The organism is Sneathiella chinensis (assembly GCF_012720115.1).
GTDB classification, from domain to species: domain Bacteria; phylum Pseudomonadota; class Alphaproteobacteria; order Sneathiellales; family Sneathiellaceae; genus Sneathiella; species Sneathiella chinensis.
The window spans coordinates 177201-197733 of the sequence record NZ_VNWN01000006.1; the positions used below are offsets into that span (position 1 = coordinate 177201).

Below are 20533 nucleotides of genomic sequence, written 5' to 3' on the forward strand. Positions count from 1 at the left end.
GTTCAACAGGGTAAGGCGTTGGGATGCATCGAGCAGTCGGTTCCGATGACGGAACAGGTGTGGTGACCGCACCGGCAAAACCGGTCATAGAAATAGAAAAACTTAATCTTGTCTTTCAGACACCGGATGCGCCGGTTCACGCCCTGTCGGATGTGGACCTGACCGTCAATGCCGGTGATTTTGTCTCATTTATCGGGCCGTCCGGTTGCGGCAAGACAACCCTGATGCGGGTGATCGCCGATCTGGAAACCCCGACAGGCGGACATATTTCCGTCAATGGCATGACCCCGAGAGAGGCCCGCGAACAGCGGGCCTATGGCTATGTGTTTCAGGCCCCGGCCTTGTATCCGTGGCGGACGGTGCGCAAGAATGTCATGTTGCCGCTGGAAATCATGGGGCTGGACAAGGCAGAGCAGGAGCGGCGGGCGCGGGACAATCTGGCGCTGGTCAATCTGGAAGGGTTTGAGAAGAAGTTCCCGTGGCAACTGTCCGGCGGGATGCAGCAGCGGGTTTCCATTGCCCGCGCCCTGTCGGTGGAGCCGGACCTTCTGTTGATGGACGAGCCGTTTGGGGCGCTGGATGAAATCACGCGGGACCACCTGAATGAACAACTGTTGCGGCTGTGGGACCAGACCGGGAAAACGGTGATTTTTGTCACCCACTCCATCCCGGAATCCGTGTTCCTGTCCTCCAAGATTGTGGTCATGTCGCCGCGGCCCGGAAAGATCATGGATGTGATCGATTGCGACCTTCCCCGGGACCGCAAGCTGGATATCCGCGAAACACCGGAATTTCTGGCCATTGCCCACCGGGTGAGAGAGGGCCTCCGTGCGGGGCATTCCTATGATGACTGAGGCGGTGTTGCCAGCCAGCAGCGGGGGGGGCTGGTCGCGACTTTATCAGGGGAAAACCATCCCGGTCCTGACGGTTCTGCTGTTCCTGTGTGCGATCTGGTATGCGGGGGCGGTGTATCTGAATTCCAGTGTGCTGATTTCCGGGTATGAACGAAACAATGTGGAATGGGATGCGGGCCGTCTGGTGTCGGACGCGTGGGCGATGGAACGGCCCATCCTGCCAGCCCCCCACCAGATTGCCGAGGAAATCAACAAGACGGTCTTTCAGAAGAAAATCACCTCGAAACGCAGTCTGGTCTATCATGCGTGGGTGACGACCTCTGCCACCCTGCTGGGCTTTGCGTTCGGGGCGCTTTTGGGGATTATGCTGGCCGTCGGTATTGTCCATGTGCAGACGCTGGATCGCAGCCTGATGCCGTGGGTGATCGCGTCACAGACCATTCCCATCCTTGCCATCGCCCCCATGATCATTGTGGTGCTGGGCAATATGGGGCTGACGGGAACCATCCCGAAATCCATCATTTCCATGTATCTCTGCTTTTTCCCGATCACCATCGGCATGGTCAAGGGGCTGCGCTCCCCGGATGTGTTGCAGCTTGACCTGATGCGCACCTACAGTGCCTCGACGGCGCAGGTTTTCTGGAAATTAAGAGTGCCTGCGTCTGTTCCGTTCCTGTTTGCCAGTTTGAAGGTGGCCATTGCCATCAGTCTGGTCGGGGCCATCGTGGGCGAGTTGCCGACCGGCGCGGTTGCCGGGATTGGTGCCCGTTTGCTGGCCGGGTCCTATTACGGGCAGACAATCCAGATTTGGTCCGCGCTGATCGTGGCCTCGGTACTGGGGATGTTGCTGGTATTTCTGGTGTCCGTCATTGAAAGGCTGGTCATGAAAAAGATGGGGTATGGCACATGATCGGGTTTTTGAAACGGGACTGGACATTAAGCGGCTTTCTGGTGTTGGCGCTGGTGTCCTTCACACTGCCTGTCGGTTCAGGAGAGGGGGGAAGACTGTTCTGGACCGGGGAGATGGGGGCACTGATCCTGGGGTTGATCGGTGTCTCCATTGCCCTTTTTCATCAATGGCGGGGCACGGATGGCCCGGCGGGGGCGCTTTTGGTGTCGCTGGGGGTGATTTTGGGGGCGGCCGGGTTGTTGCTGCTGATCGATCCTGCATATGAGCAAGGTACGGCGGGACCGGGCCTCTGGCTGTATTTGCTGGCCCTTGGGCTTTATGCGTGGCGGGCCATGGACCTTTTGTCGCGAAATGCGACAGGAAAACGGGCGCTGTCCCTGTTGGTGCCCGCCCTGTTCGGGATGTGGCTGATCTATGTCTGGCAGGTGGTGACCACCGGTTTTCAGGTGCCGTCGGTCCTGCTTCCAAGCCCGGTGCAGATTGCGGTGGCCTTTGCCGGGCATCTGGATATTCTGGCGGCGGATTTCTACCAGACCTTCGTCAAGTCGGTTCTTAGCGGCTTTGTCATGGGCTGCGGCGCCGGGTTTCTGGTGGCCATTCTGGTGGACCGGATACCCTTCATGCAACGAGGCTTGTTACCGCTGGGCTCGCTTGTCAGTGCCATTCCCATTGTGGGGATTGCACCGATCATGGTCATGTGGTTCGGGTTTGACTGGCAGTCCAAGGCGGCGGTTATTGTGGTGATGACCTTCTTTCCCATGTTGGTCAACACGCTGGCCGGGCTGGAGGCGACCAGCCATCTGGAAAAGGATCTGATGCGATCCTACGCGGCGTCCTATTTCCAGACCTTGCTGTTCGTGCGGTTGCCGAACGCCCTGCCGTTTATCTTCAATGCCTTGAAAATCAACTCCACGCTGGCGTTGATCGGGGCCATCGTGGCGGAGTTTTTCGGCACGCCGATTGTCGGGATGGGGTTCCGCATTTCAACCGAGGTTGGGCGCATGAATGTGGATATCGTCTGGGCCACCATCGCGGTCGCGGCGCTGGCCGGTTCCCTGTTTTATGGGGGCATTGCCCTGATTGAGCGGAGCCTGACATTCTGGCATCCGTCCTATCGGGGTAAAACGTAAATCCCGCTGGGAAATTATAAAAAAATAAAGTAGAAATATCTAAGGGAAGAAACAATTACGAATAAATGATACGTCTGACAGGAGAGGAGAGGTAAAATGAAAAAACTCAGCCTATTGGCATCGGCTGCTCTGATGAGTATGGCGGCGGTTACAGCCCAGGCCGCGGATTCATTGACCCTGCAACTGAAATGGGTCACACAGGCCCAGTTTGCGGGCTATTACGTGGCAAAGGACAAGGGGTTCTATGACGAGGTGGGGCTGGATGTCACCATCAAGCCGGGCGGGCCCGATGTGGCGCCGGCGCAGGTGCTGGCCGGGGGCGGTGCCGATGTCATTATCGACTGGATGCCCTCCGCATTGGCGACACGGGAAAAGGGGGTTCCTCTCGTCAATATCTCTCAGGTTTTCTCAAAATCCGGCATGATGCTGACCTGTCGCAAGGACATGGGGATCAGCAGCCCGGATGACTTCAAGGGCAAGACCCTCGGGGTGTGGTTTTACGGTAATGAATATCCGTTCCTGTCCTGGATGGACAAGCTGGACCTGAAAACCGACGGGGCCGGCGCGGATATTACGGTGCTGAAGCAGGGCTTTAACGTTGATCCCCTGCTGCAGAAACAGGCCGCTTGCGTATCAACGATGACCTATAACGAATATTGGCAGGTGATCGATGCAGGCCTGACGCCCGAAGAATTGCAGATCTTCAAATATGAGGATCAGGGCGTTGCCACACTTGAGGATGGTCTTTATGTCCTCGAAAGCAGCCTGAAGAAAGACGATATGAAGGACAAGCTGGCGCGCTTTGTCAAAGCCTCGCTGAAGGGCTGGAAATATGCCGTTGAAAACACCGATGAGGCCGCGGATATCGTGCTGGAAAATGACGCGACAGGCGCCCAGACCGAGAAACACCAGCGGCGGATGATGAGTGAAATCGCCAAGCTGATTTCAACGGAAAAACTGGGCCGTCTTGACGAAGCTGCCTATGAGCGGACAGTCAAGACATTGCTGACCGGGAAGTCCGCCCCCGTCATCAGCAAGGAGCCGGTTGGTGCCTTTACCCAGGAAATCTGGGATATGGGGATGGGCATGTAAGGCCTGCCCTGATCCGAAAATGAAGAAGAAAAGGGAGTGTCTCGGCACTCCCTTTTTTTTGTGCCAATGGGGGATTAGGGATCGGCGGGGGGTGGACTTTCAGAATTCCTGATCCAGCCTTTTAGGGGAAGTCCCGGTTCATGGTGCCGCGTAATGCCGTTTGTTTTTTGCCGGGGAAAACGGGGGGATCAAGGGGTTGATCACCCACAGACGGCATAAAAAAACGGGGCAGGGAATAATTGTTGTTGCTGACCCGTTAATCCTGAAACCGGCATTTTGCCATGAACCGTTCGTGTAGGAGAGGGAGCGACATGCAGAAAAAACCAAACAGCACAGAAGAGTATCAGAGCCTTTTTGAGGCTTATGAAAAGGACCCGGCACAGGCCGACCTTGATTTCCTTGGCCGGGTTCCGTACAAGGATCGCCGCGGCTTTCTGAAAGGGGCCGGTCTTGCGGCCCTTGGCGGGCTTCTGGGGGCGTCCATTCCGTTCCATCGGAATTTCCCGTCCGGCCTGATCCCGGTGGCCCTTGCCGATGAGGCAGGCCCGCTTGCTGGCAAGGATGGTCTGACATTGCTCAATGACCGGCCGGTGAACGCGGAAACCCCGCCGCATCTGCTGGACGATGCCATCACCCCGACCAACCGTCACTTCATCCGGAATAACGGTATTCCGCCGGAGCAGGTTGACCCGGATAGCTGGAAACTGACCATCGATGGTCTGGTGGATACACCGCTGGAACTGACCATTGCCGACCTCAAGTCCAAGTTTGAAGTTGTCACCATGGCCCTGACCATTGAATGCGGCGGCAACGGCCGGGCGTTCTTCAATCCTCCGGCGAAGGGTAACCAGTGGACCTATGGCGCGGTGGCCTGTTCCAACTGGACAGGGGTGCGCCTGAAAGACGTTCTGGAAGCCGCCGGTGTCAAGGACGAAGCGATCTATACAGCCCATGAAGGGGCGGACATGCACCTTTCCATGGCGGAAGGCAAGCTGCCCATTTCCCGCGGTATGCCGATCGAGAAAGCCCTGACCGATGACATCCTGATTGCGTTCGAGATGAACGGCGAGGCCCTTCACCCCATGAACGGGGCGCCGCTGCGTCTGGTTGTTCCGGGCTGGCCGGGTTCCTGTTCCCAGAAATGGCTGACCCGCATTTACCTGCGCGATATCGTGCATGATGGTCCGAAAATGACCGGTACGTCCTATCGTGTCCCGAACCATCCGGTTGAACCCGGCGAGAAGGTGGACAAGAAGGATTTCGACATTATCGAAAGAATGCCGGTGAAATCCCTGATTACTGCCCCGGCAACAAATGCGTCCGTGGCCGAAGGGGATATCGAGGTTCGCGGTCATGCCTGGTCCGGGGACCGGGCGATTTCCGCCGTGGATATCTCCATCGATTTCGGTGCCACCTGGCAAAAGGCCGAACTGGATGCACCGGTGAATTCCGGGGCGTGGCAGAACTGGCGGGCGGCGGTCAAGCTGCCGGTCAAGGGCTATTACGAAATCTGGGCGCGGGCAACCGACGATCAGGGCGAAGCCCAACCGCATGCCATCAACTGGAACCCGAAAGGGTACCTGAATAACAGCATGCACCGCGTCGCGGTCCGTTACGCATAATCAAAAGTTTATTTTATATCGGGCGGTGGTCATGGATCACCGCCCTTCCTTGTATTGTTTGGAGTATGGAATAGTGAAAATTTTCGCAACTGCATTTGCCGCAGGCCTGTTGGCCGTCGCCCATGTCAGCCCCGGCCTGGCCGATGACGAGCCGGAATTCGGGGTGCTGGTGGAAAAGCCGGGCGTTGAGGAAACCTTTATCTATTGCACGGCCTGTCATTCAGAACGGATCGTGGCGCAGCAGGGATTGACCCGGAAGGACTGGATCGATTTGCTGGAATGGATGGTGGACGAGCAGGAGATGGAACCGATCGAGGAGCCGGATTACACCATCATCATTGATTATCTTGCGACCTATTATAATACGGACCGGCCGAATTTCCCCGGAAAGTAACAAAAATGGCCCGGCCACCCTTGAAAGTGCCGGGCCCTTTTTTTGAGGCTAGGCGCAAGGCCGGGATTTGGCGTAAGTCTCCTGCATGGCCATGCGAAGCGGCTCCAGCGGTTCGGCATTGCGGCCGGTTTCCTCTTTCGCATAATCAAGGATGGTTTGAAACCGTTCCGGGTCCATACCCGATGCCATCATGTGAAATGTAAATTCCCCATGACGCCAGTCGGCCGTTCTGAGGCCTGCCAGCGTTGCCGAGGCGGGGGCATCGGTGCCGCCGGGCTGTTGCGCTGCGACAAGGGTCAGCTGACACCCGTTGCGCCCCCGGTAATGCATGGCCACAACATCCCGTCCGTCTTCCGTGTCCAGAACCACATCCGCCAGAACCAGCGCCGACGCATAAAGATCGGGTATGGTGAACCGGGTGTTGCCAACGCTGGAAACCATCAGGCGGGGGCCGGTTTCGGGTAACAGATAGGTCTTGCCGGAAAAGGCCGTGTGGTAATCCGCCGGGGTCTTGTGGGGGGCGGTGTCGATCATGCCATCCCAGACAAGCCACGATGCCCCGATTGCCGAGGCCAGCAGAACCGCCGCGGCCCATCGCCGGACGGAGGGCCGGACAGGCAGCTTGTCCCTGAACGGTTGCCGTGGCCGGGATGGTTGTTCTTCCGGGATGGGGGCCATATCCATCCGGCCCATGGCACCAAGCCCCGTTTTCAGGGCCAGCAATCGTTTTTGTTCTATCCGAAGGTCGGGACGGACCGTCAAAAGCCGTTCAAAGGCGACGTGGGACTGTTCGTCCAGTTCCCCGTCCAGATAGGCGTTCAATTGCTCCCATTCGGTGTCAGTTATTGCCATTACCGCTACTCTTCACTCTTGGCTCAAAGGGCCGAATATTTGTCTCTTCGATCCGGGACAGCATGGCCCGGCGTGCCCGGCTGATCCGGCTCATTACCGTGCCTTGTGGAATGTCCAGAACCACCGCCGCTTCGGCATATTTCAGGCCGAGGACATCAATCAGGTACAGGATCTCGCGATCTGTGGCACTGACCTGGGTCAATGCCTGCCGTACAAGGATTTCCTCGATCACGGTGGGCGTGTGAGGCTCACACTCAGACAGTAAACGTGCCTGATCGCTGGAATATTCCGAACGCACCCGATCTTTTCTCAATCCATCAATATAAAGGTTGCGGATAATCCGAAACATCCACGGCCGCAAATCCCTGATATCCTCAGGCACCCGTTTCGCAGACAGGGCGTTCTTGACGGCTTCCTGCGCCAGATCATCGGCCAGATCCCCGTTCTTGGACAAGGCAGTGGCATAGGCCTTCAGCTCTGGCAGAAGCAGTAGTATTTTTTTGCGCAAGGACATGCCCAGATATAATAACAGATTACCCGGTTTGACCAGAAGAAATACATCCCGCCCCAAGGGAGAGAACAGAAGGCGGGAAGGGGAATAGAGGGGTTTGCCATACCCGTATTTCGCGCTATATTTATAATTAAATAATATTATCATGAGGGCGCATGTTATGAAGGCAGTCTGGCAACAGATGCAGGGGGGCGGTATTTTTGTCGCCGCGTTTCTTATCGTGTGCGGGGGCGCCCTTTTTGGTCCCGCAGCACAGGCCGAGGAACACAAGGCGGGCGTTGTGATTGGCCAGATCCGGGAATCGCCCTTGCAGGAGAGAATTCGTCCGGGCATTCAGGAGCTTTATGACCGGATCGGGATTGAGGCCGAATTTATGCTGCTGCCCTCCAAACGGGCACTGGTCATGACCAACGCAGGGGAGTTGGATGCCGAGATTTTCAGGGTCGCCAAGGCGGCGCGGCGCTATCCCAACCTGCGCCGTGTGCCGACGGAAGTCACGGAATTTACCGGGCGGGCTTTCTTTATAAAGGATTTGCAGGTCGATAGCTGGGATGCGCTTGAAGGGTTGCGGGTCGGTATTGTTCACGGGGCGGTCTGGGCGGAAGAAGGAACCCGGGGCCGCAAGGTTGTCCGCACTGAAACCCTGTTCCGGCTGCTGGAGCGTCTGGTGAACGGCAGTGTGGATGTGGCAATTTCCACCCACGGGTCGGTTATGACGATGATTGAAACCAGTTACCCGGACAAGGGCATAAAATACGGGGCGCCGCTGAACAGGACGCCCGTCTACCATTATGTGCACAAGGATCTGGAATATCTGGTGCCCAAGCTGGATCAGGTGATCCGGGAAATGAAGCGGGAAGGGGTGTTCGATCGGTTGACCGGCCCCCTTTGAGCGGCAAAGACGGCAGTGGCCTTCCCCCTCTCCAAAAAAAAGCCCCCGTTAAAAAACGGGGGCAGTAAGAAGGGACTTACTCAGCGGCCATGGGCGGCCGTTTCACGCTCTTCGGTTTGGTAAGTTCCCTTCGGATTTTCAAGGCATCGAAATGGGTGTTGAATGTGGGGCGCTTGATATAGCGGCCCGCGCCTTTCACCACATTGAGCTGGCCGTCCTTATAGACAACCTTGCCCTGACTGATGGTGTGGCTTGGGCTGCCCTTGACTTCCATGCCCTCAAAAATGTTGAAATCGATATTCTGGTGATGGGTCTTGGCGGAAATGGTGCGGGTCATTTCCGGGTCCCACACAACGATATCCGCATCCGCCCCCACACTGATGGACCCTTTGCGGGGATGGATGTTGAAAATCTGCGCCGCATTGGTCGAGGTCACCTTGACGAATTCATTCAGGGTCAGCTTGCCCTGATTGACGCCGTGATGCCACAGGACGGCCATGCGATCCTCAACCCCGGATGTGCCGTTGGGGATTTTGGTGAAATCGTCCCGCCCGGCGGCCTTTTGCGGGGCGCAGAAACAGCAATGGTCTGTGGCAGTGGTTTGCAGGTTGCCCGATTGCAGGCCACGCCACAATTCACGCTGGTGATCCTTGGGCCGGAAGGGCGGGCTCATCACATGGGCGGCGGCATACTCGAAATCCTCGTTGTAATAGACGCTGTCGTCAATCAGCAGATGCCCGGCCAGCACCTCGCCAAAGACCCGCTGACCTTCAAGGCGGGCACGGGTGACGGCCTCAAGGGATTCCTTGCAGGAGACATGAACGATATAAAGCGGTGTTTGCAGGACCTGCGCGGTTCGGATGGCCCGGTTGGCGGCCTCACCCTCCACCTCTGGCGGGCGGGACTGGGGATGGCCTTCCGGACCGGTGATACCGTTTTTCAGCATTTCCTGCTGAAGATAATAGACCATCTCGCCATTTTCCGCGTGGACGGTGGCCATGGCCCCCAGTTCACGGCAGCGGTGGAAGCTGGCCATCATCATTTCGTCGGACACCATGATGGCATTCTTGTAGGCCATGAAATGCTTGAAGGAATTGACCCCTTCCTGTTTCGTCAGGATTCCCATATCGCGGGAGACGGTTTCATCCCACCATGTGACGGCCACATGAAAGCTGTAGTCCGATACGGATTTTTCCGCCCAACCCCGCCATTTGTGGTAGGCATCCATCAGCGGTTCCTCGGGATCGGGAATGACGAAGTCGATGATCTGGGTGGTGCCCCCGGCAAGGGCCGCCGCCGTGCCGGTATAGAAATCCTCGGTTGCGACGGTGCCCATGAAGGGAAGCTGCATATGGGTGTGGGGGTCAATCCCGCCGGGCATCACATATTGTCCGCCGGCATCAACAATTTCAGCACCTGACGGGGCCTCTAGGTTTTCGCCGATGGCCTTGATCACGCCATCCTCGCAATAGATGTCGCTGCGAAATGTGGTTTCTGATGTGACGACGGTACCGCCGCGAATAAGGATCGACATTCCCACCTCCTGTTCGTTGTAATCGCGTTGTCCGGTTCGGCTGTCCGGTTGTGTGTCCGGTGCGTTTTTCCGGGTCTGTTCCCTTCTTTGGAGAACATGATATTTTTCTATTTTAACTTTGCCTTTTGAAAAAGGATAGATAAAATCCTGACCAAATGGTCAAAAAGTTATTTTCCGCAGAAATACAGGGGATGGGAGGGACACATGACCCATGTAAAGGCAGGTTTGATCCAGCTTGGGCTGAAGGGGAATACGGATATGTCCCCAAAAGAGATCAGCGATTTGATGATCGAGGCCCATATTCCGTATATCGAGGAGGCCGGGCGGCAGGGGGTGCAGGTTCTCTCTTTTCAGGAGGTGTTCAACCAACCCTATTTCTGCCCGTCGCAGGATGCCAAATGGTATGCCGCCGCCGAAAAGGTGCCGGACGGCCCAACGGTCAACCTGATGAAGGAATATGCCCGCAAATATAACATGGTCATTGTGGTCCCGATCTATGAGGAGGAAAAGACCGGGATTTACTACAACACGGCGGCGGTGATCGATGCGGACGGGACTTACCTTGGCAAATACCGCAAAACCCACATTCCGCAGGTGGCCGGGTTCTGGGAGAAATTCTTTTTCCGGCCCGGCAATTCCGGCTGGCCGGTATTCGAAACCGCCTATTGCAAGCTGGGGGTTTATATCTGTTATGACCGGCATTTCCCGGAAGGTTGGCGGGCGCTGGCGTTGAACGGGGCGGAATATATCGTCAATCCGTCCGCCACCGTGAAAGGGGTCAGCCAGTATCTGTGGGAGTTGGAACAGCCGGCATCGGCCGTGGCCAACGGGGTCTATATCGGCGCGACCAACCGTGTCGGGACCGAGGCACCATGGAATATCGGCGAGTTTTACGGCTCATCCTATATCGTCAATCCGCGGGGCGAACTGATTGCCCAAGCCTCGGAGGATCAGGATGAACTGGTCGTGGCCGACATGGATATGGGGATGATCCGGGAAATCCGTAATAACTGGCAGTTCTTCCGCGACCGGAGGCCAGAGACCTATCGCCCTCTTGCGGACGATTCTGTCAGCTGAGGGCGCGTCTCACCGGTCCTGTGGTGACTGTGGCCTAGTGGCTGTGCCGGACCCGTTCCCGGTAGAGAATATAGAGGCCGCTGCCAACGATGATGATCGCGCCCAGAATGGTGTAGCCATCGGGGAAGTCCCCGAAGATGGCAAACCCGAAAACCGCTGTCCAGATCAGTTGGGTATAGGAGAACGGCGCCACATTCGAGGCGGTGGAATAGGAAAAGGCCAGAATGATGATGAAGTGGCTGACCCCGCCAATCAGGCCGATCACCCCAAGAAGCAGCCAGCCTTCCAGATCGGGCGGTGTGATCCAGACGCTGGGCAGCACAAAGCTCATGGCAACCGTTCCCACAAGGGCCGTATAGAACAGGGTGGTCAGGGCCGGATCAACCCCGGCCAGCTTGCGGGTGGTGATCTGGTAGGATGAATAAAAAACGGCCATGCCAAGAACAAGGAACATGGCCGGGTGAACGGCACTCATACCGGGGCGCAGGATAATCAGGGCCCCGGCAAATCCCACCAGCACCGCCGTCCACCGCCGGAAGCTGACCTTTTCACCCAGAAACAAAACAGACATGACCGTGACGAACAGGGGGGCCGTGCTGCCCATGGCCCCGGCATCGGCAAGGGGAATATATTTCAGGGCGGTGAAAAAGCAGATGGTCGCGCCCAGCAGCAGCATGGACCGAAAGACCTGAAGTTTCAGGTTGGCGGTGCGGACCAGCTTGCCGCGCAATGTCGGCCCCAGAATAAGAACCATCAGCAGCATGTGAAACGCGTATCGCGCCCACACAACCTGAAGGGGGGAATAGATCGTCGCCGCGTATTTCGCAAAGCTGTCCATGACAACGAACAGGAAAACCGCCGTGCAATAGAGGAAGATACCCCGGTAGGAGGAGGCAAGGGGTTGCGTGTTCGCTGATGCAGACATTTTTTATGCCCTGTTGTTGTTGAATTTTGATAGTGGGCGAAAAACGACCGGCTGTCAAAATCGGAATGACGAATAGTCTTCCGGGGCAAGGGGCGGGGTTTCGTTCAGAACAAGCGCCGTGACAAGATCGGCGGATCCTGCGGACAGGGTCCAGCCAAGCGCGCCATGCCCTGTATTCGTGTACAGGTTGCCAAGGCGCGTTTTGCCGATCAGGGGGACGCAATCCGGGGTCATGGGGCGAAGGCCGCACCACCGTTCCGCCCGGTCAGGGTCGCCGCAATCGGGAAATAGCTTCATGACGGAATTCAGCACCAGATCCTCGCGCACCGGATTGGCCGTCCGGTTATACCCGTTGATCTCGGCGGTGCCAGCGGCCCGCAGACGGTCGCCAAGGCGGCTGATCACCACATGGTTGGTTTCGTCCGTTATGCTGGTCAGCGGCGCAATATTGGTGCCTTCAACCGGGATGCTGACAGAATACCCCTTGACCGGATAGACCGGCAGGGACAGGCCGCATTCCTTTGCCAGATGGCGACTATAGGCACCGCCGCACAGGATAACCTTGTCGAAGGCATGGAACTGGCCATTGGCGGACAGGCCGGTAATGTCGGTAGCGGTTTTCTCCAGCCCGGTGATGGTGCAGTCATATTGAAAGGCAACGCCCATTCGCTCAGCGGTGGCGGCCAGCGCTTGGGTGAAGTGCCGGGCATCCCCGCTTTCATCGATGGGGCTGAACGTACCACCGGTAAAGCCCGATGCACTGCCGGTCAGGGCGGGTTCAATGCGGATGCACTCCTCGCGGGATAACAGGGCCTGTTCCACCCCGAAAGTGCGTAGCCAGTCGCGCCGTTCCGTGGCTTCCTGTTCCGCTTTTTCCCCGGTGAACAGTTTCAGGATACCCCGATTTTGACGGGAATAGTCGATGTCTTCCCGCGCGACCATATCGTTTAGGCAGGTTTTGCTGTGCAGGGCCAGTTTCAGGATTTTTTCCGCATGGTCATAGAAGGGCCGGCGCCGGCCGGACCACAGAAACCGGATCGCCCAGTGCCACATGAAGGGGTCTTTTTGCAGCTTCAGGACCAGCGGCGCATCCTTGCGGCCCAGCCATCTGACAAGCTGCCCCGGCAACCGGGGGGTGGACCAGGGAAAGGGTTGGCTGACCGATATCTGTCCGCCATTGGCGAAACTGGTTTCCTCGGCGGGGCCGGGTTGGCGGTCGAACACGGTCACGTCCTGTCCGCGCCGGGCAAGGGAGTATGCTGTTGTCACGCCTGTAACGCCGGCGCCGATCACTGCAATTTTCAAAATTTCGATCCTGACTGGATATTTGTGCGGAAAAATAGCGAAATAATGATTGGAAGCACAACGAAAATTCTTACACTGTGGGCCGAGACCGTTCATCACCAATAAGAAGAAAGAACAAATCATGTCCGAACCACTGATTTATGAACAAAATGATGCGATTGTTACCCTCACAATCAATCGGCCGGAAGAGCGCAACGCGCTGTCTGACGATCTTTTGTTCGATGCGTTCATGGATGCAGCCGATCGGATCAACAAGGACAATTCCGTCCGCTGCGTGATCCTGACGGGCAAGGGCAAGGCCTTTTCCGCTGGCGGTAACGTCAAGCATCTTCGCGACAAGGAAGGCCTGTTCGCCGGTATTCCCGTTGAACTGCGTCAGGGATACCGTCACGGCATCCAGAAAATTCCGCTGGCTTTCTACAATCTGGAAGTCCCGACCATTGCGGCGGTCAATGGCCCGGCCATCGGCGCAGGTTGCGACCTGACCTGCATGTGCGATATCCGTATTGCCGGAAAGTCTGCCGTGTTTGCAGAAAGTTTCGTCAAGCTGGGGATTATTCCGGGCGATGGCGGTGCCTGGTTCCTGCCGCGCACTGTCGGGCGCAGCCGGGCCGCGGAAATGACCTTTACCGGTGATGCCATTGATGCCGATACCGCGCTGGAATGGGGTCTTGTCTCGCAGGTGGTGGAAGATGCCGATCTGCTGACCGCTGCCAATGAACTGGCGCAGCGCATTGCCAAGAACCCGCCCCATGCCCTGCGTCTGTCCAAGAAGCTGATGCGGGAAGGCGAACATATGCGCCTTGACAGCCTGCTTGAAATGTCTGCTTCCATGCAGGCGCTGGCCCACTACACCGAGGATCATTCCGAGGCGGTAAACGCGTTCTTTGAAAAACGTCCAGGCGTTTTCAAGGGCAAATAAGCGACGGCCTGCCGGGGTGATCTCCGGCGCTGAAAATACCAGCCCTTCTCGCCGCGTGGCGGGGAGGGCTTTTTTGTGTCCGCTGTCCAAGGGTGTTTTCGGTGAAAACAAGCAGGAAAGGCTTGAAACGACGGTCAACTGATTTCATCATCACCACCAGAAACAACTCATGGGTAAAGACGAGGGATAACATGCTCAAGACGGTACGGGTTTTCTTGCTGTGTCTGGTGGCGGTTGCCTGTTCGCCTGTGGTTCAGAAGGCCGGTGACGGGGTTCAGGCCCCTCAGTTGCTGGCCGAACGGTTTGTCACCGCTGACGGATACAGCCTGCCGCTTCGGGTATGGAAGGCACCGGAGGAGCGGGCCGTTGTCATCGCCGTGCATGGATTTAACGATTACAGCAATGCCTTCACCTTTCCCGCTAGCTGGTGGCAGGGGCGCGGCATTTCCACCTATGCCTATGATCAGCGGGGGTTCGGGGAAACCCTGAACCGGGGTATCTGGGCAGGCGAAGACCTGCTGACCCGTGATCTGGCGGCAGTGGTTACGGCGGTACGCCGCGATCACCCGGAAAAACCGGTTTTCCTGCTGGGGGAGAGTATGGGCGGTGCCGTGGTCATGACCGCAGTGACCGGCGAGGCCTTCCCTGATGTGGATGGGATTATCCTGTCGGCGCCGGCCGTCTGGGGGTGGCAGGCACTGAACCCGCTTTACAAGGTTTCGCTTTGGGTGGCGGCGCATCTGCTGCCGGGAGTGACCGCAACCGGGCAGGGGCTGGGCATTCAGGCGTCTGACAATATTCCCATGTTGCGGGGGCTGGGGGCTGATCCCCTGTTTATCAAGGAAACCCGGTTTGATGCCATGTACGGGGTGGTGGGGTTGATGGACCGGGCCTATGACGTGGCGGCGGAGTTGGAGCCGGATATTCTTGTGCTGTATGGGGCCAATGACGAGGTCATTCCCCGGCATCCGGTTGAGGATGTGGTTGCCCGCCTGCCCGAAGGGGCCGATGTTGTCCTCTATGAGCAGGGGTGGCACCTGTTGCTGCGGGACTTGCAGGCGGAAGTGGTCTGGCGGGATATTGAAAGCTGGATCGCAAGCCGGACCCTTCCATCCGGGAAGCGGGTTGCGACCCTGCCGTTATTTCCTGACGACTAGGGCAGGCCGTCAGGCCAGTTTTTCAAGGATCGGGATCAACTCGTCAAAATGATCAATGGTGTGCTGGGCCCCCAACTGGTGGGCCGGACCTTCCGAGTAGCCGAACGAGACGGCAACACTGCCAATTCCGGCGGCATTGGCGGCGTCGATATCGTTATGGGTGTCGCCGATCATGACGGCCTTCCCGGTGCCTGAGGCAAACAGGGCAAGGGTTTTATGGATATGGCCGGGGTCCGGCTTCTTCACATCAAAGCTGTCCCCGCCGGTCATTACCGGAAAATACGGGGTCAGCGAGAAATCCTCGATGATGCGGCGGGCAAAGCCGATCGGTTTGTTGGTGCAAACCCCCATCTGGCAATTCATATCCCGAAGCCGGTTTAGGCAGTCGATCATGCCGGGATAGGGGACGCTGTGGTCGGACAGATGGTGTTCGTAATGGGCGAAAAAAAGATCGACAAGTTCTTCAAAGGCCGCGCTGGATGGAAGGCCCCCTGTTGCGATCAATCCGCGCTCCAGAAGGACACGGGCACCCTGTCCGACCATATGTTTGACACTTTCAAGGGTGACAGTATCCCGACCCGCAGAGGCAAGGCAGTAATTCAGGGTCCCGTGCAGGTCCGGCGCTGTATCCAGAAGGGTTCCGTCAAGGTCAAAAAGAACGCGTAATCCAGGCATCGTTGTAAAATCCAGAAACATTGTTTGATTTGGGGAAGAGTAATCACTATGCAAGAGTGCATGCAACCGATAAATTCCGTTCAAATGAGTGAATGTAACAGAGTTAAATGACGACAATTGCAGCGATAATTCTGGCCGCCGGGGCAGGAACCCGGATGAAGTCCAGCAAAGCCAAGGTGCTCCATCAGATTGCCGGGCGGCCCATGATTTCCCATCTTCTGTCCACGGTTGACGAGATGCAGCCTGCCCGCAAGATTGTGGTCGTTGCTCCTCATATGGACGATGTCCGGGCCGAAGTGGCCCCGGCGGAAACCGCGATCCAGCCAGAGGCACTTGGCACGGGAAGCGCCGTTGCCGCCGCGTTGCCGGCCCTTGAAGGGTTTGACGGGTCCGTTCTGGTCCTGTTCGGGGATTGCCCGCTGATCACGCTGGAAACATTGCAGGACATGGCCGCAGGCCTTGAAGGCGATGACAATACCGCTGCTGTCATTCTGGGGTTCGAGCCGGAAGACCCGGCGGAATACGGGCGCCTTGTGGTGGCAGAGGATGGTACTCTGGACGCCATTGTTGAATATGCCGATGCCAGCGAAGCGGAACGGGCGATCCGCATTTGCAATTCCGGTGTCATGGCCATTCGCGGCCGTCACCTGAAAGACCTGATTACAAGCATCGACAACAACAACGCCAAGAATGAATATTACCTGACCAGCATCGTTGAAATCGCCAAGGCCAAGGGGCTGACCTGCAAGGTCGCCATGGGGGACGAGGAAGAATTGCTGGGCGTCAACAACCGCGTTCAACTGGCGGAGGCGGAAGCCGTCGTCCAGAAGCGCTGGAGAGTGAGCGCCATGATGGGCGGGGCAACCCTGATTGATCCGGCCAGTGTGTTCCTGTCCCACGATACCCGTCTTGGCCGGGATGTGGTGATTGAGCCCAATGTGGTGTTCGGGCCGGGTGTCGTTGTGGGCGACGGGGTGCGTATCAAGGCCCATTCCCATATCGAGGGAGCCGTCATCGGCAACGGTGCACAGGTTGGCCCCTTTGCCCGGCTGCGTCCCGGCGCGGTTCTGGCCGAAGATGTGAAAATCGGTAATTTTGTCGAGATCAAGAAATCCGATCTGGAGAAGGGGGCTAAGGTGAGCCATCTTTCCTATATCGGGGATGCCCGTGTGGGGGCCGAGGCCAATATTGGCGCGGGCACCATTACCTGTAATTACGACGGTTACGACAAATACCGGACTGATATCGGAAAAGGCGCTTTTATCGGCTCCAACACCGCGCTTGTGGCGCCGGTTGTGATCGGTGACGGTGCCATTGTCGGGGCGGGCAGCACGGTTGCCCGGGACGTGGAGGCCGATGCCCTCGCCCTTGTACGGGCCGAGCAGGTGCACAAGCAGGGCTGGGCCGAGCGGTTCCGTAAAATGAAATTGCGTCTGAAAAACAAGACGTCCTGAACAGTATTGCAAGCGAGACAGATATATGTGCGGAATAATCGGGGTCCTTGGTAAATCCAACGTGGTTCCCTCCCTTGTGGGCGGTTTGAAACGTCTGGAATATCGGGGCTATGACAGTGCCGGGATTGCAACCTTGTGCGATGGCGTACTGGATCGCCGCCGGGCCGAGGGGAAGCTGAAAAATCTTGAAGCCGTCCTTGAAGGCAATGGCCTGAACGGAATGGTCGGGATCGGGCATACCCGCTGGGCCACCCACGGGGTTCCCAATGAAGCCAACGCCCATCCGCATATGACACCGCGTCTGGCGCTGGTGCATAACGGCATTATTGAAAATTACCGCGAACTTTCCGCCGAACTGGAAAACCGCAACTACACGCTGGAATCCGATACGGATACCGAGGTTGCCGCGTGGCTGATCACCAGTTTCCTGGATGACGGGAAATCCCCGGCTGAGGCCATGGCCCTGTCCCTCAAGAAGTTTCAGGGGGCCTTTTCCCTTGCCGTCATTTTCAAGGGCGAGGAAGACCTGATGATCGGGGCGCGCCGCGGTGCGCCTTTGGCTGTGGGCTGGGGAGACGGCGAAATGTTTGTGGGCTCCGACGCGCTGGCGCTGGCGCCGCTGACCAATCGCATTTCCTATCTTGAAGAAGACGACTACGTGATCCTGTCACGGGACGGCGCGACCTTCTTTGACGAGACAGGCGCCAAGGTCGAGCGGGAAATCAAGCTGACCCAGCTTTCCGGCGCCATGATCGGCAAGGGCAACCACCGCCATTTCATGATGAAGGAAATCATGGAACAACCGGCGGTGATCGGCGAGACCCTGAACAGCTTCTTCAACCCGAAAACCCGGACCATCACCCTGCCGGACCTGCCGTTTGACTGGCGGGACATCCCGAAAATGACCATTGTGGCTTGCGGAACCTCCTTCTATGCGGGGATGGTGGCCAAATACTGGTTCGAGACATTGGCGGGGCTGGGCGTCGAGGTGGATATCGCCTCCGAATTCCGGTATCGCAGCATGCCGCTGGCTCCGGGCGGGTTGGCGTTGTTCATCTCCCAGTCCGGCGAGACCGCCGACACCCTTGCCGCGCTTCGCTATGCCCGCGAAAACGGACAGCATATCGCCTCGATCGTCAATGTGGAGGAAAGCTCCATGGGACGGGAAAGTGATTTTGTGTTCCATACCAAGGCCGGACCGGAAATCGGTGTGGCCTCCACCAAGGCCTTCACCTGCCAGTTGGTGACGCTGGCCTGCCTTGCCATTGATGCGGGCAAGCAGCGCGGTGTGCTGGATCACGAGCGGGAGGCCCTGCTGAGCGCGGCGCTCTCCGAGGTTCCGGCCCGTGCGGCTGAAATTCTTGAGAATGATACCAATATCCGGGATCTGGCGGCCGAGATTTTCGAGGCACGGGATATCCTTTATATCGGTCGCGGTCCGGGCTATCCCGTTGCCATGGAAGGCGCCCTGAAGCTGAAGGAACTGTCCTATATCCATGCCGAAGGATATGCCGCCGGTGAATTGAAACACGGCCCCATCGCCCTGATTGACGAGGCGGTGCCGGTGATTGTGGTGGCCCCCACCGATCACTATTTCGAAAAAACCGCCTCCAACATGCAGGAGGTCATGGCCCGCAACGCACAGGTTATCTTCCTCTCTGATGCGGCAGGCATGAAGCAACTGGGCGAACATGCCCTTGGCTCCATCGAACTGCCGACGGTTGATCCTTTCGTGGCACCGATCCTCTATTCCATCCCGGTTCAGATACTGGCCTATCACGTCGCCGTCCTGAAAGGGACCGATGTGGACCAACCCCGAAACCTCGCCAAATCCGTCACCGTGGAGTGATAACGAAAAGGGGGCCTTATCGGCCCCCTTTTTTGTGCCCCGGAAAGGGTATCAACGCGCTGAACCTTGTGCGGTTTCGGTGGTAATATGGTGCGGGAAACAGACAGCCTAAAATCAGATAGTTTGGTGCGAGACCTATCAGGCTACTTACCCCGAATTGGATGCTATGTCAGCCAAACCGGGAAGGCCGTTTGAGGGGTTACGGTCGACCTTATTTCTTTATCCCGTTTAAAGGCGTGAGATTCAAAAGGGTGTCAGATTTAATAAAGCCATTTTCATTGAAATATTTCAATTCACCGCAGTAGAGGGTCACATCATCTTTGCAGGGGGCATACTGAAATTCTGCCAACTTGTACTTTTTGTACATCCCTAATTCTTCGGTGACCAAACCGCCCAGATCTTCTTCATTTTTCAGAAAATACGCTGTGCCTTCATCCTGAAACACACTGAAGAGAAAAGCCTTGTAGTACTTGTAAAAGAAAATTGAATTCTCTCTTTCGTAAGCCAGTTTTTTACCAACGGATAACCCTATGTTCGGGTGTTGCTTTACTTTTCTCAGGATTGCTTGATGGAGGAGAGCCTGCTCTTCTTCTGGATACTTGACCAAGTACAGGTCCGGGTACACCTCGGATTGTATGAATAGCATGTTCTTATAAAAGAAGTGGTGGAGCCCTTGCCCGATGAAACCCATTGCCAGCAACGCACAAAACACCCGTGATCTCATTTTATCTCGCAAGACCCACCTGATCAGGCTGACGACAAGCAATAAGATGCAGATCAACACGAGGATCAGAAAGATAATAATGATTATTTCCATCAGGTTGCCCTGCTATCGGTTGTTGGCTTCGTTAGTTTAGTTATTCATCGCTTGAACTATCGTTTGGCTTTACTCATCGGCTGGAAAATTACAGGGTATCCTGCGTTGCCCCGAGATACTATCCAGTTCCGGGCGCCGCAGGGATCGCATCGTGAAATCCAGATAAATGCGCCCCATTTTATCCTTCAATTTCAAAGATATAGGTGTTTGCATATGTCTCATTCTCATAATACGTCAAAGACTTTTTCGAGAAGATAGTGCGATGCCCCCAAGATAACCAATATCAATAACATGGAAATTGCCCGTATTGTGAATCTAGGCTTGGAAGGCTGCGATTTCCTTTTAAGATAAAGCGCATCAAATAGTATAAAGGTAATCGCTAAAATAGAGCCGATGATGCCGCCCACATGAAACAGCCCGATAAAATATATTTTTGAAATAAAAAAAGATAAGGTGTTTGTAACTTCGGGAGCTGAACCCAGAACCAGATACATATACCCGATACCAAGAAGCAGGGCGCCCATAGTCCAAAGACCGTATTCCAGGATTACCTTTCCCATA

At 56.6% G+C, this 20533-nt stretch carries 20 protein-coding genes; 12 read left to right on the plus strand and 8 right to left on the minus strand.

The annotated features are described in order from the left end of the window. Nucleotides 1–23 precede the first annotated feature (23 nt). The 6 genes from FQB27_RS10920 (at nucleotide 24) to FQB27_RS10945 (ending at nucleotide 6002) form a co-directional block, all read left to right on the plus strand. Nucleotides 24–854 carry an ABC transporter ATP-binding protein gene (locus tag FQB27_RS10920; protein ID WP_206374568.1) on the plus strand — a complete coding sequence of 277 codons (831 nt, stop codon included), beginning with the start codon at nucleotides 24–26 and terminating at the stop codon, nucleotides 852–854. Then, nucleotides 844–1764, plus strand: coding sequence for an ABC transporter permease (locus tag FQB27_RS10925; protein WP_206374570.1), 921 nt, complete (start codon nucleotides 844–846; stop codon nucleotides 1762–1764). The genes FQB27_RS10920 and FQB27_RS10925 overlap by 11 nt, the downstream gene beginning before the upstream one ends. Next, nucleotides 1761–2894: an ABC transporter permease gene (locus tag FQB27_RS10930; RefSeq protein ID WP_206374572.1), complete on the plus strand. Its 1134-nt coding sequence runs from the start codon at nucleotides 1761–1763 to the stop codon at nucleotides 2892–2894. Before FQB27_RS10925 ends, FQB27_RS10930 begins: the two co-directional genes overlap by 4 nt. A 96-nt stretch (nucleotides 2895–2990) precedes the next feature. Further along, nucleotides 2991–3986: an ABC transporter substrate-binding protein gene (locus tag FQB27_RS10935; RefSeq protein ID WP_169561085.1), complete on the plus strand. Its 996-nt coding sequence runs from the start codon at nucleotides 2991–2993 to the stop codon at nucleotides 3984–3986. Between the two features lie 311 nt (nucleotides 3987–4297). Next, a complete protein-coding gene (locus tag FQB27_RS10940; protein WP_169561086.1) occupies nucleotides 4298–5608 on the plus strand; it encodes a sulfite oxidase in 1311 nt (436 codons plus the stop codon). Between the two features lie 73 nt (nucleotides 5609–5681). After that, nucleotides 5682–6002, plus strand: coding sequence for a hypothetical protein (locus FQB27_RS10945; protein ID WP_206374574.1), 321 nt, complete (start codon nucleotides 5682–5684; stop codon nucleotides 6000–6002). Between the two features lie 48 nt (nucleotides 6003–6050). On the opposite strand, the gene FQB27_RS10950 is transcribed toward FQB27_RS10945, so the two are convergent. Together FQB27_RS10950 and FQB27_RS10955 are read right to left on the minus strand one after the other, a co-directional pair. Next, the gene (locus FQB27_RS10950) at nucleotides 6051–6854 is read right to left on the minus strand and encodes an anti-sigma factor family protein (protein WP_169561088.1); all 804 of its coding nucleotides are present in this window, start codon (nucleotides 6852–6854) and stop codon (nucleotides 6051–6053) included. Beyond that, entirely contained in the window at nucleotides 6841–7512 is a 672-nt protein-coding gene (locus FQB27_RS10955) for an RNA polymerase sigma factor (protein WP_206374577.1), read from the minus strand. Before FQB27_RS10955 ends, FQB27_RS10950 begins: the two co-directional genes overlap by 14 nt. Between FQB27_RS10955 and FQB27_RS10960 the strand changes: the two genes are divergently transcribed. Next, on the plus strand, nucleotides 7511–8257 hold the full coding sequence (locus FQB27_RS10960) for a substrate-binding periplasmic protein (protein WP_169561089.1): 747 nt from the start codon (nucleotides 7511–7513) through the stop codon (nucleotides 8255–8257). The two genes, FQB27_RS10955 and FQB27_RS10960, sit on opposite strands and share 2 nt — an antisense overlap. Nucleotides 8258–8333: 76 nt before the next feature. On the opposite strand, the gene hydA is transcribed toward FQB27_RS10960, so the two are convergent. Further along, complete coding sequence (gene hydA, locus FQB27_RS10965; protein ID WP_169561090.1) at nucleotides 8334–9791, minus strand: dihydropyrimidinase; 1458 nt, start codon at nucleotides 9789–9791, stop codon at nucleotides 8334–8336. A 204-nt stretch (nucleotides 9792–9995) separates the two neighbouring features. Here hydA and FQB27_RS10970 point away from each other — a divergent pair, with 204 nt between their 5' ends. Next, nucleotides 9996–10868, plus strand: coding sequence for a nitrilase-related carbon-nitrogen hydrolase (locus tag FQB27_RS10970; protein ID WP_169561091.1), 873 nt, complete (start codon nucleotides 9996–9998; stop codon nucleotides 10866–10868). A 34-nt stretch (nucleotides 10869–10902) separates the two neighbouring features. Here FQB27_RS10970 and FQB27_RS10975 read toward each other — a convergent pair whose 3' ends face one another. Together FQB27_RS10975 and FQB27_RS10980 are read right to left on the minus strand one after the other, a co-directional pair. Continuing rightward, the gene (locus FQB27_RS10975; RefSeq protein WP_169561092.1) at nucleotides 10903–11793 is read right to left on the minus strand and encodes a DMT family transporter; all 891 of its coding nucleotides are present in this window, start codon (nucleotides 11791–11793) and stop codon (nucleotides 10903–10905) included. A 54-nt stretch (nucleotides 11794–11847) separates the two neighbouring features. After that, the gene (locus tag FQB27_RS10980) at nucleotides 11848–13098 is read right to left on the minus strand and encodes a D-amino acid dehydrogenase (protein WP_169561093.1); all 1251 of its coding nucleotides are present in this window, start codon (nucleotides 13096–13098) and stop codon (nucleotides 11848–11850) included. A gap of 121 nt (nucleotides 13099–13219) precedes the next feature. Between FQB27_RS10980 and FQB27_RS10985 the strand changes: the two genes are divergently transcribed. Next, nucleotides 13220–14020, plus strand: coding sequence for a crotonase/enoyl-CoA hydratase family protein (locus FQB27_RS10985; RefSeq protein WP_169561094.1), 801 nt, complete (start codon nucleotides 13220–13222; stop codon nucleotides 14018–14020). A 191-nt stretch (nucleotides 14021–14211) separates the two neighbouring features. Further along, a complete protein-coding gene (locus tag FQB27_RS10990) occupies nucleotides 14212–15177 on the plus strand; it encodes an alpha/beta hydrolase (RefSeq protein WP_169561095.1) in 966 nt (321 codons plus the stop codon). Between the two features lie 9 nt (nucleotides 15178–15186). Here the strand turns inward: FQB27_RS10990 and gph are convergent, their stop codons facing one another. Then, the gene (gene gph, locus FQB27_RS10995; protein WP_169561096.1) at nucleotides 15187–15852 is read right to left on the minus strand and encodes a phosphoglycolate phosphatase; all 666 of its coding nucleotides are present in this window, start codon (nucleotides 15850–15852) and stop codon (nucleotides 15187–15189) included. Nucleotides 15853–15959: 107 nt separating this feature from the next. Here gph and glmU point away from each other — a divergent pair, with 107 nt between their 5' ends. Then, nucleotides 15960–17306 (plus strand): bifunctional UDP-N-acetylglucosamine diphosphorylase/glucosamine-1-phosphate N-acetyltransferase GlmU, encoded by a 1347-nt coding sequence (gene glmU, locus FQB27_RS11000; RefSeq protein WP_169561097.1) that lies wholly within the window; start codon nucleotides 15960–15962, stop codon nucleotides 17304–17306. Between the two features lie 25 nt (nucleotides 17307–17331). Then, on the plus strand, nucleotides 17332–19155 hold the full coding sequence (gene glmS / locus FQB27_RS11005; RefSeq protein ID WP_169561098.1) for a glutamine--fructose-6-phosphate transaminase (isomerizing): 1824 nt from the start codon (nucleotides 17332–17334) through the stop codon (nucleotides 19153–19155). A gap of 211 nt (nucleotides 19156–19366) precedes the next feature. On the opposite strand, the gene FQB27_RS11010 is transcribed toward glmS, so the two are convergent. Together FQB27_RS11010 and FQB27_RS11015 are read right to left on the minus strand one after the other, a co-directional pair. Continuing rightward, entirely contained in the window at nucleotides 19367–19972 is a 606-nt protein-coding gene (locus FQB27_RS11010; RefSeq protein WP_169561099.1) for a hypothetical protein, read from the minus strand. 224 nt (nucleotides 19973–20196) lie between these two features. Continuing rightward, nucleotides 20197–20532 carry a hypothetical protein gene (locus FQB27_RS11015; RefSeq protein ID WP_169561100.1) on the minus strand — a complete coding sequence of 112 codons (336 nt, stop codon included), beginning with the start codon at nucleotides 20530–20532 and terminating at the stop codon, nucleotides 20197–20199. Between the last annotated feature and the right edge of the window lies 1 nt (nucleotide 20533).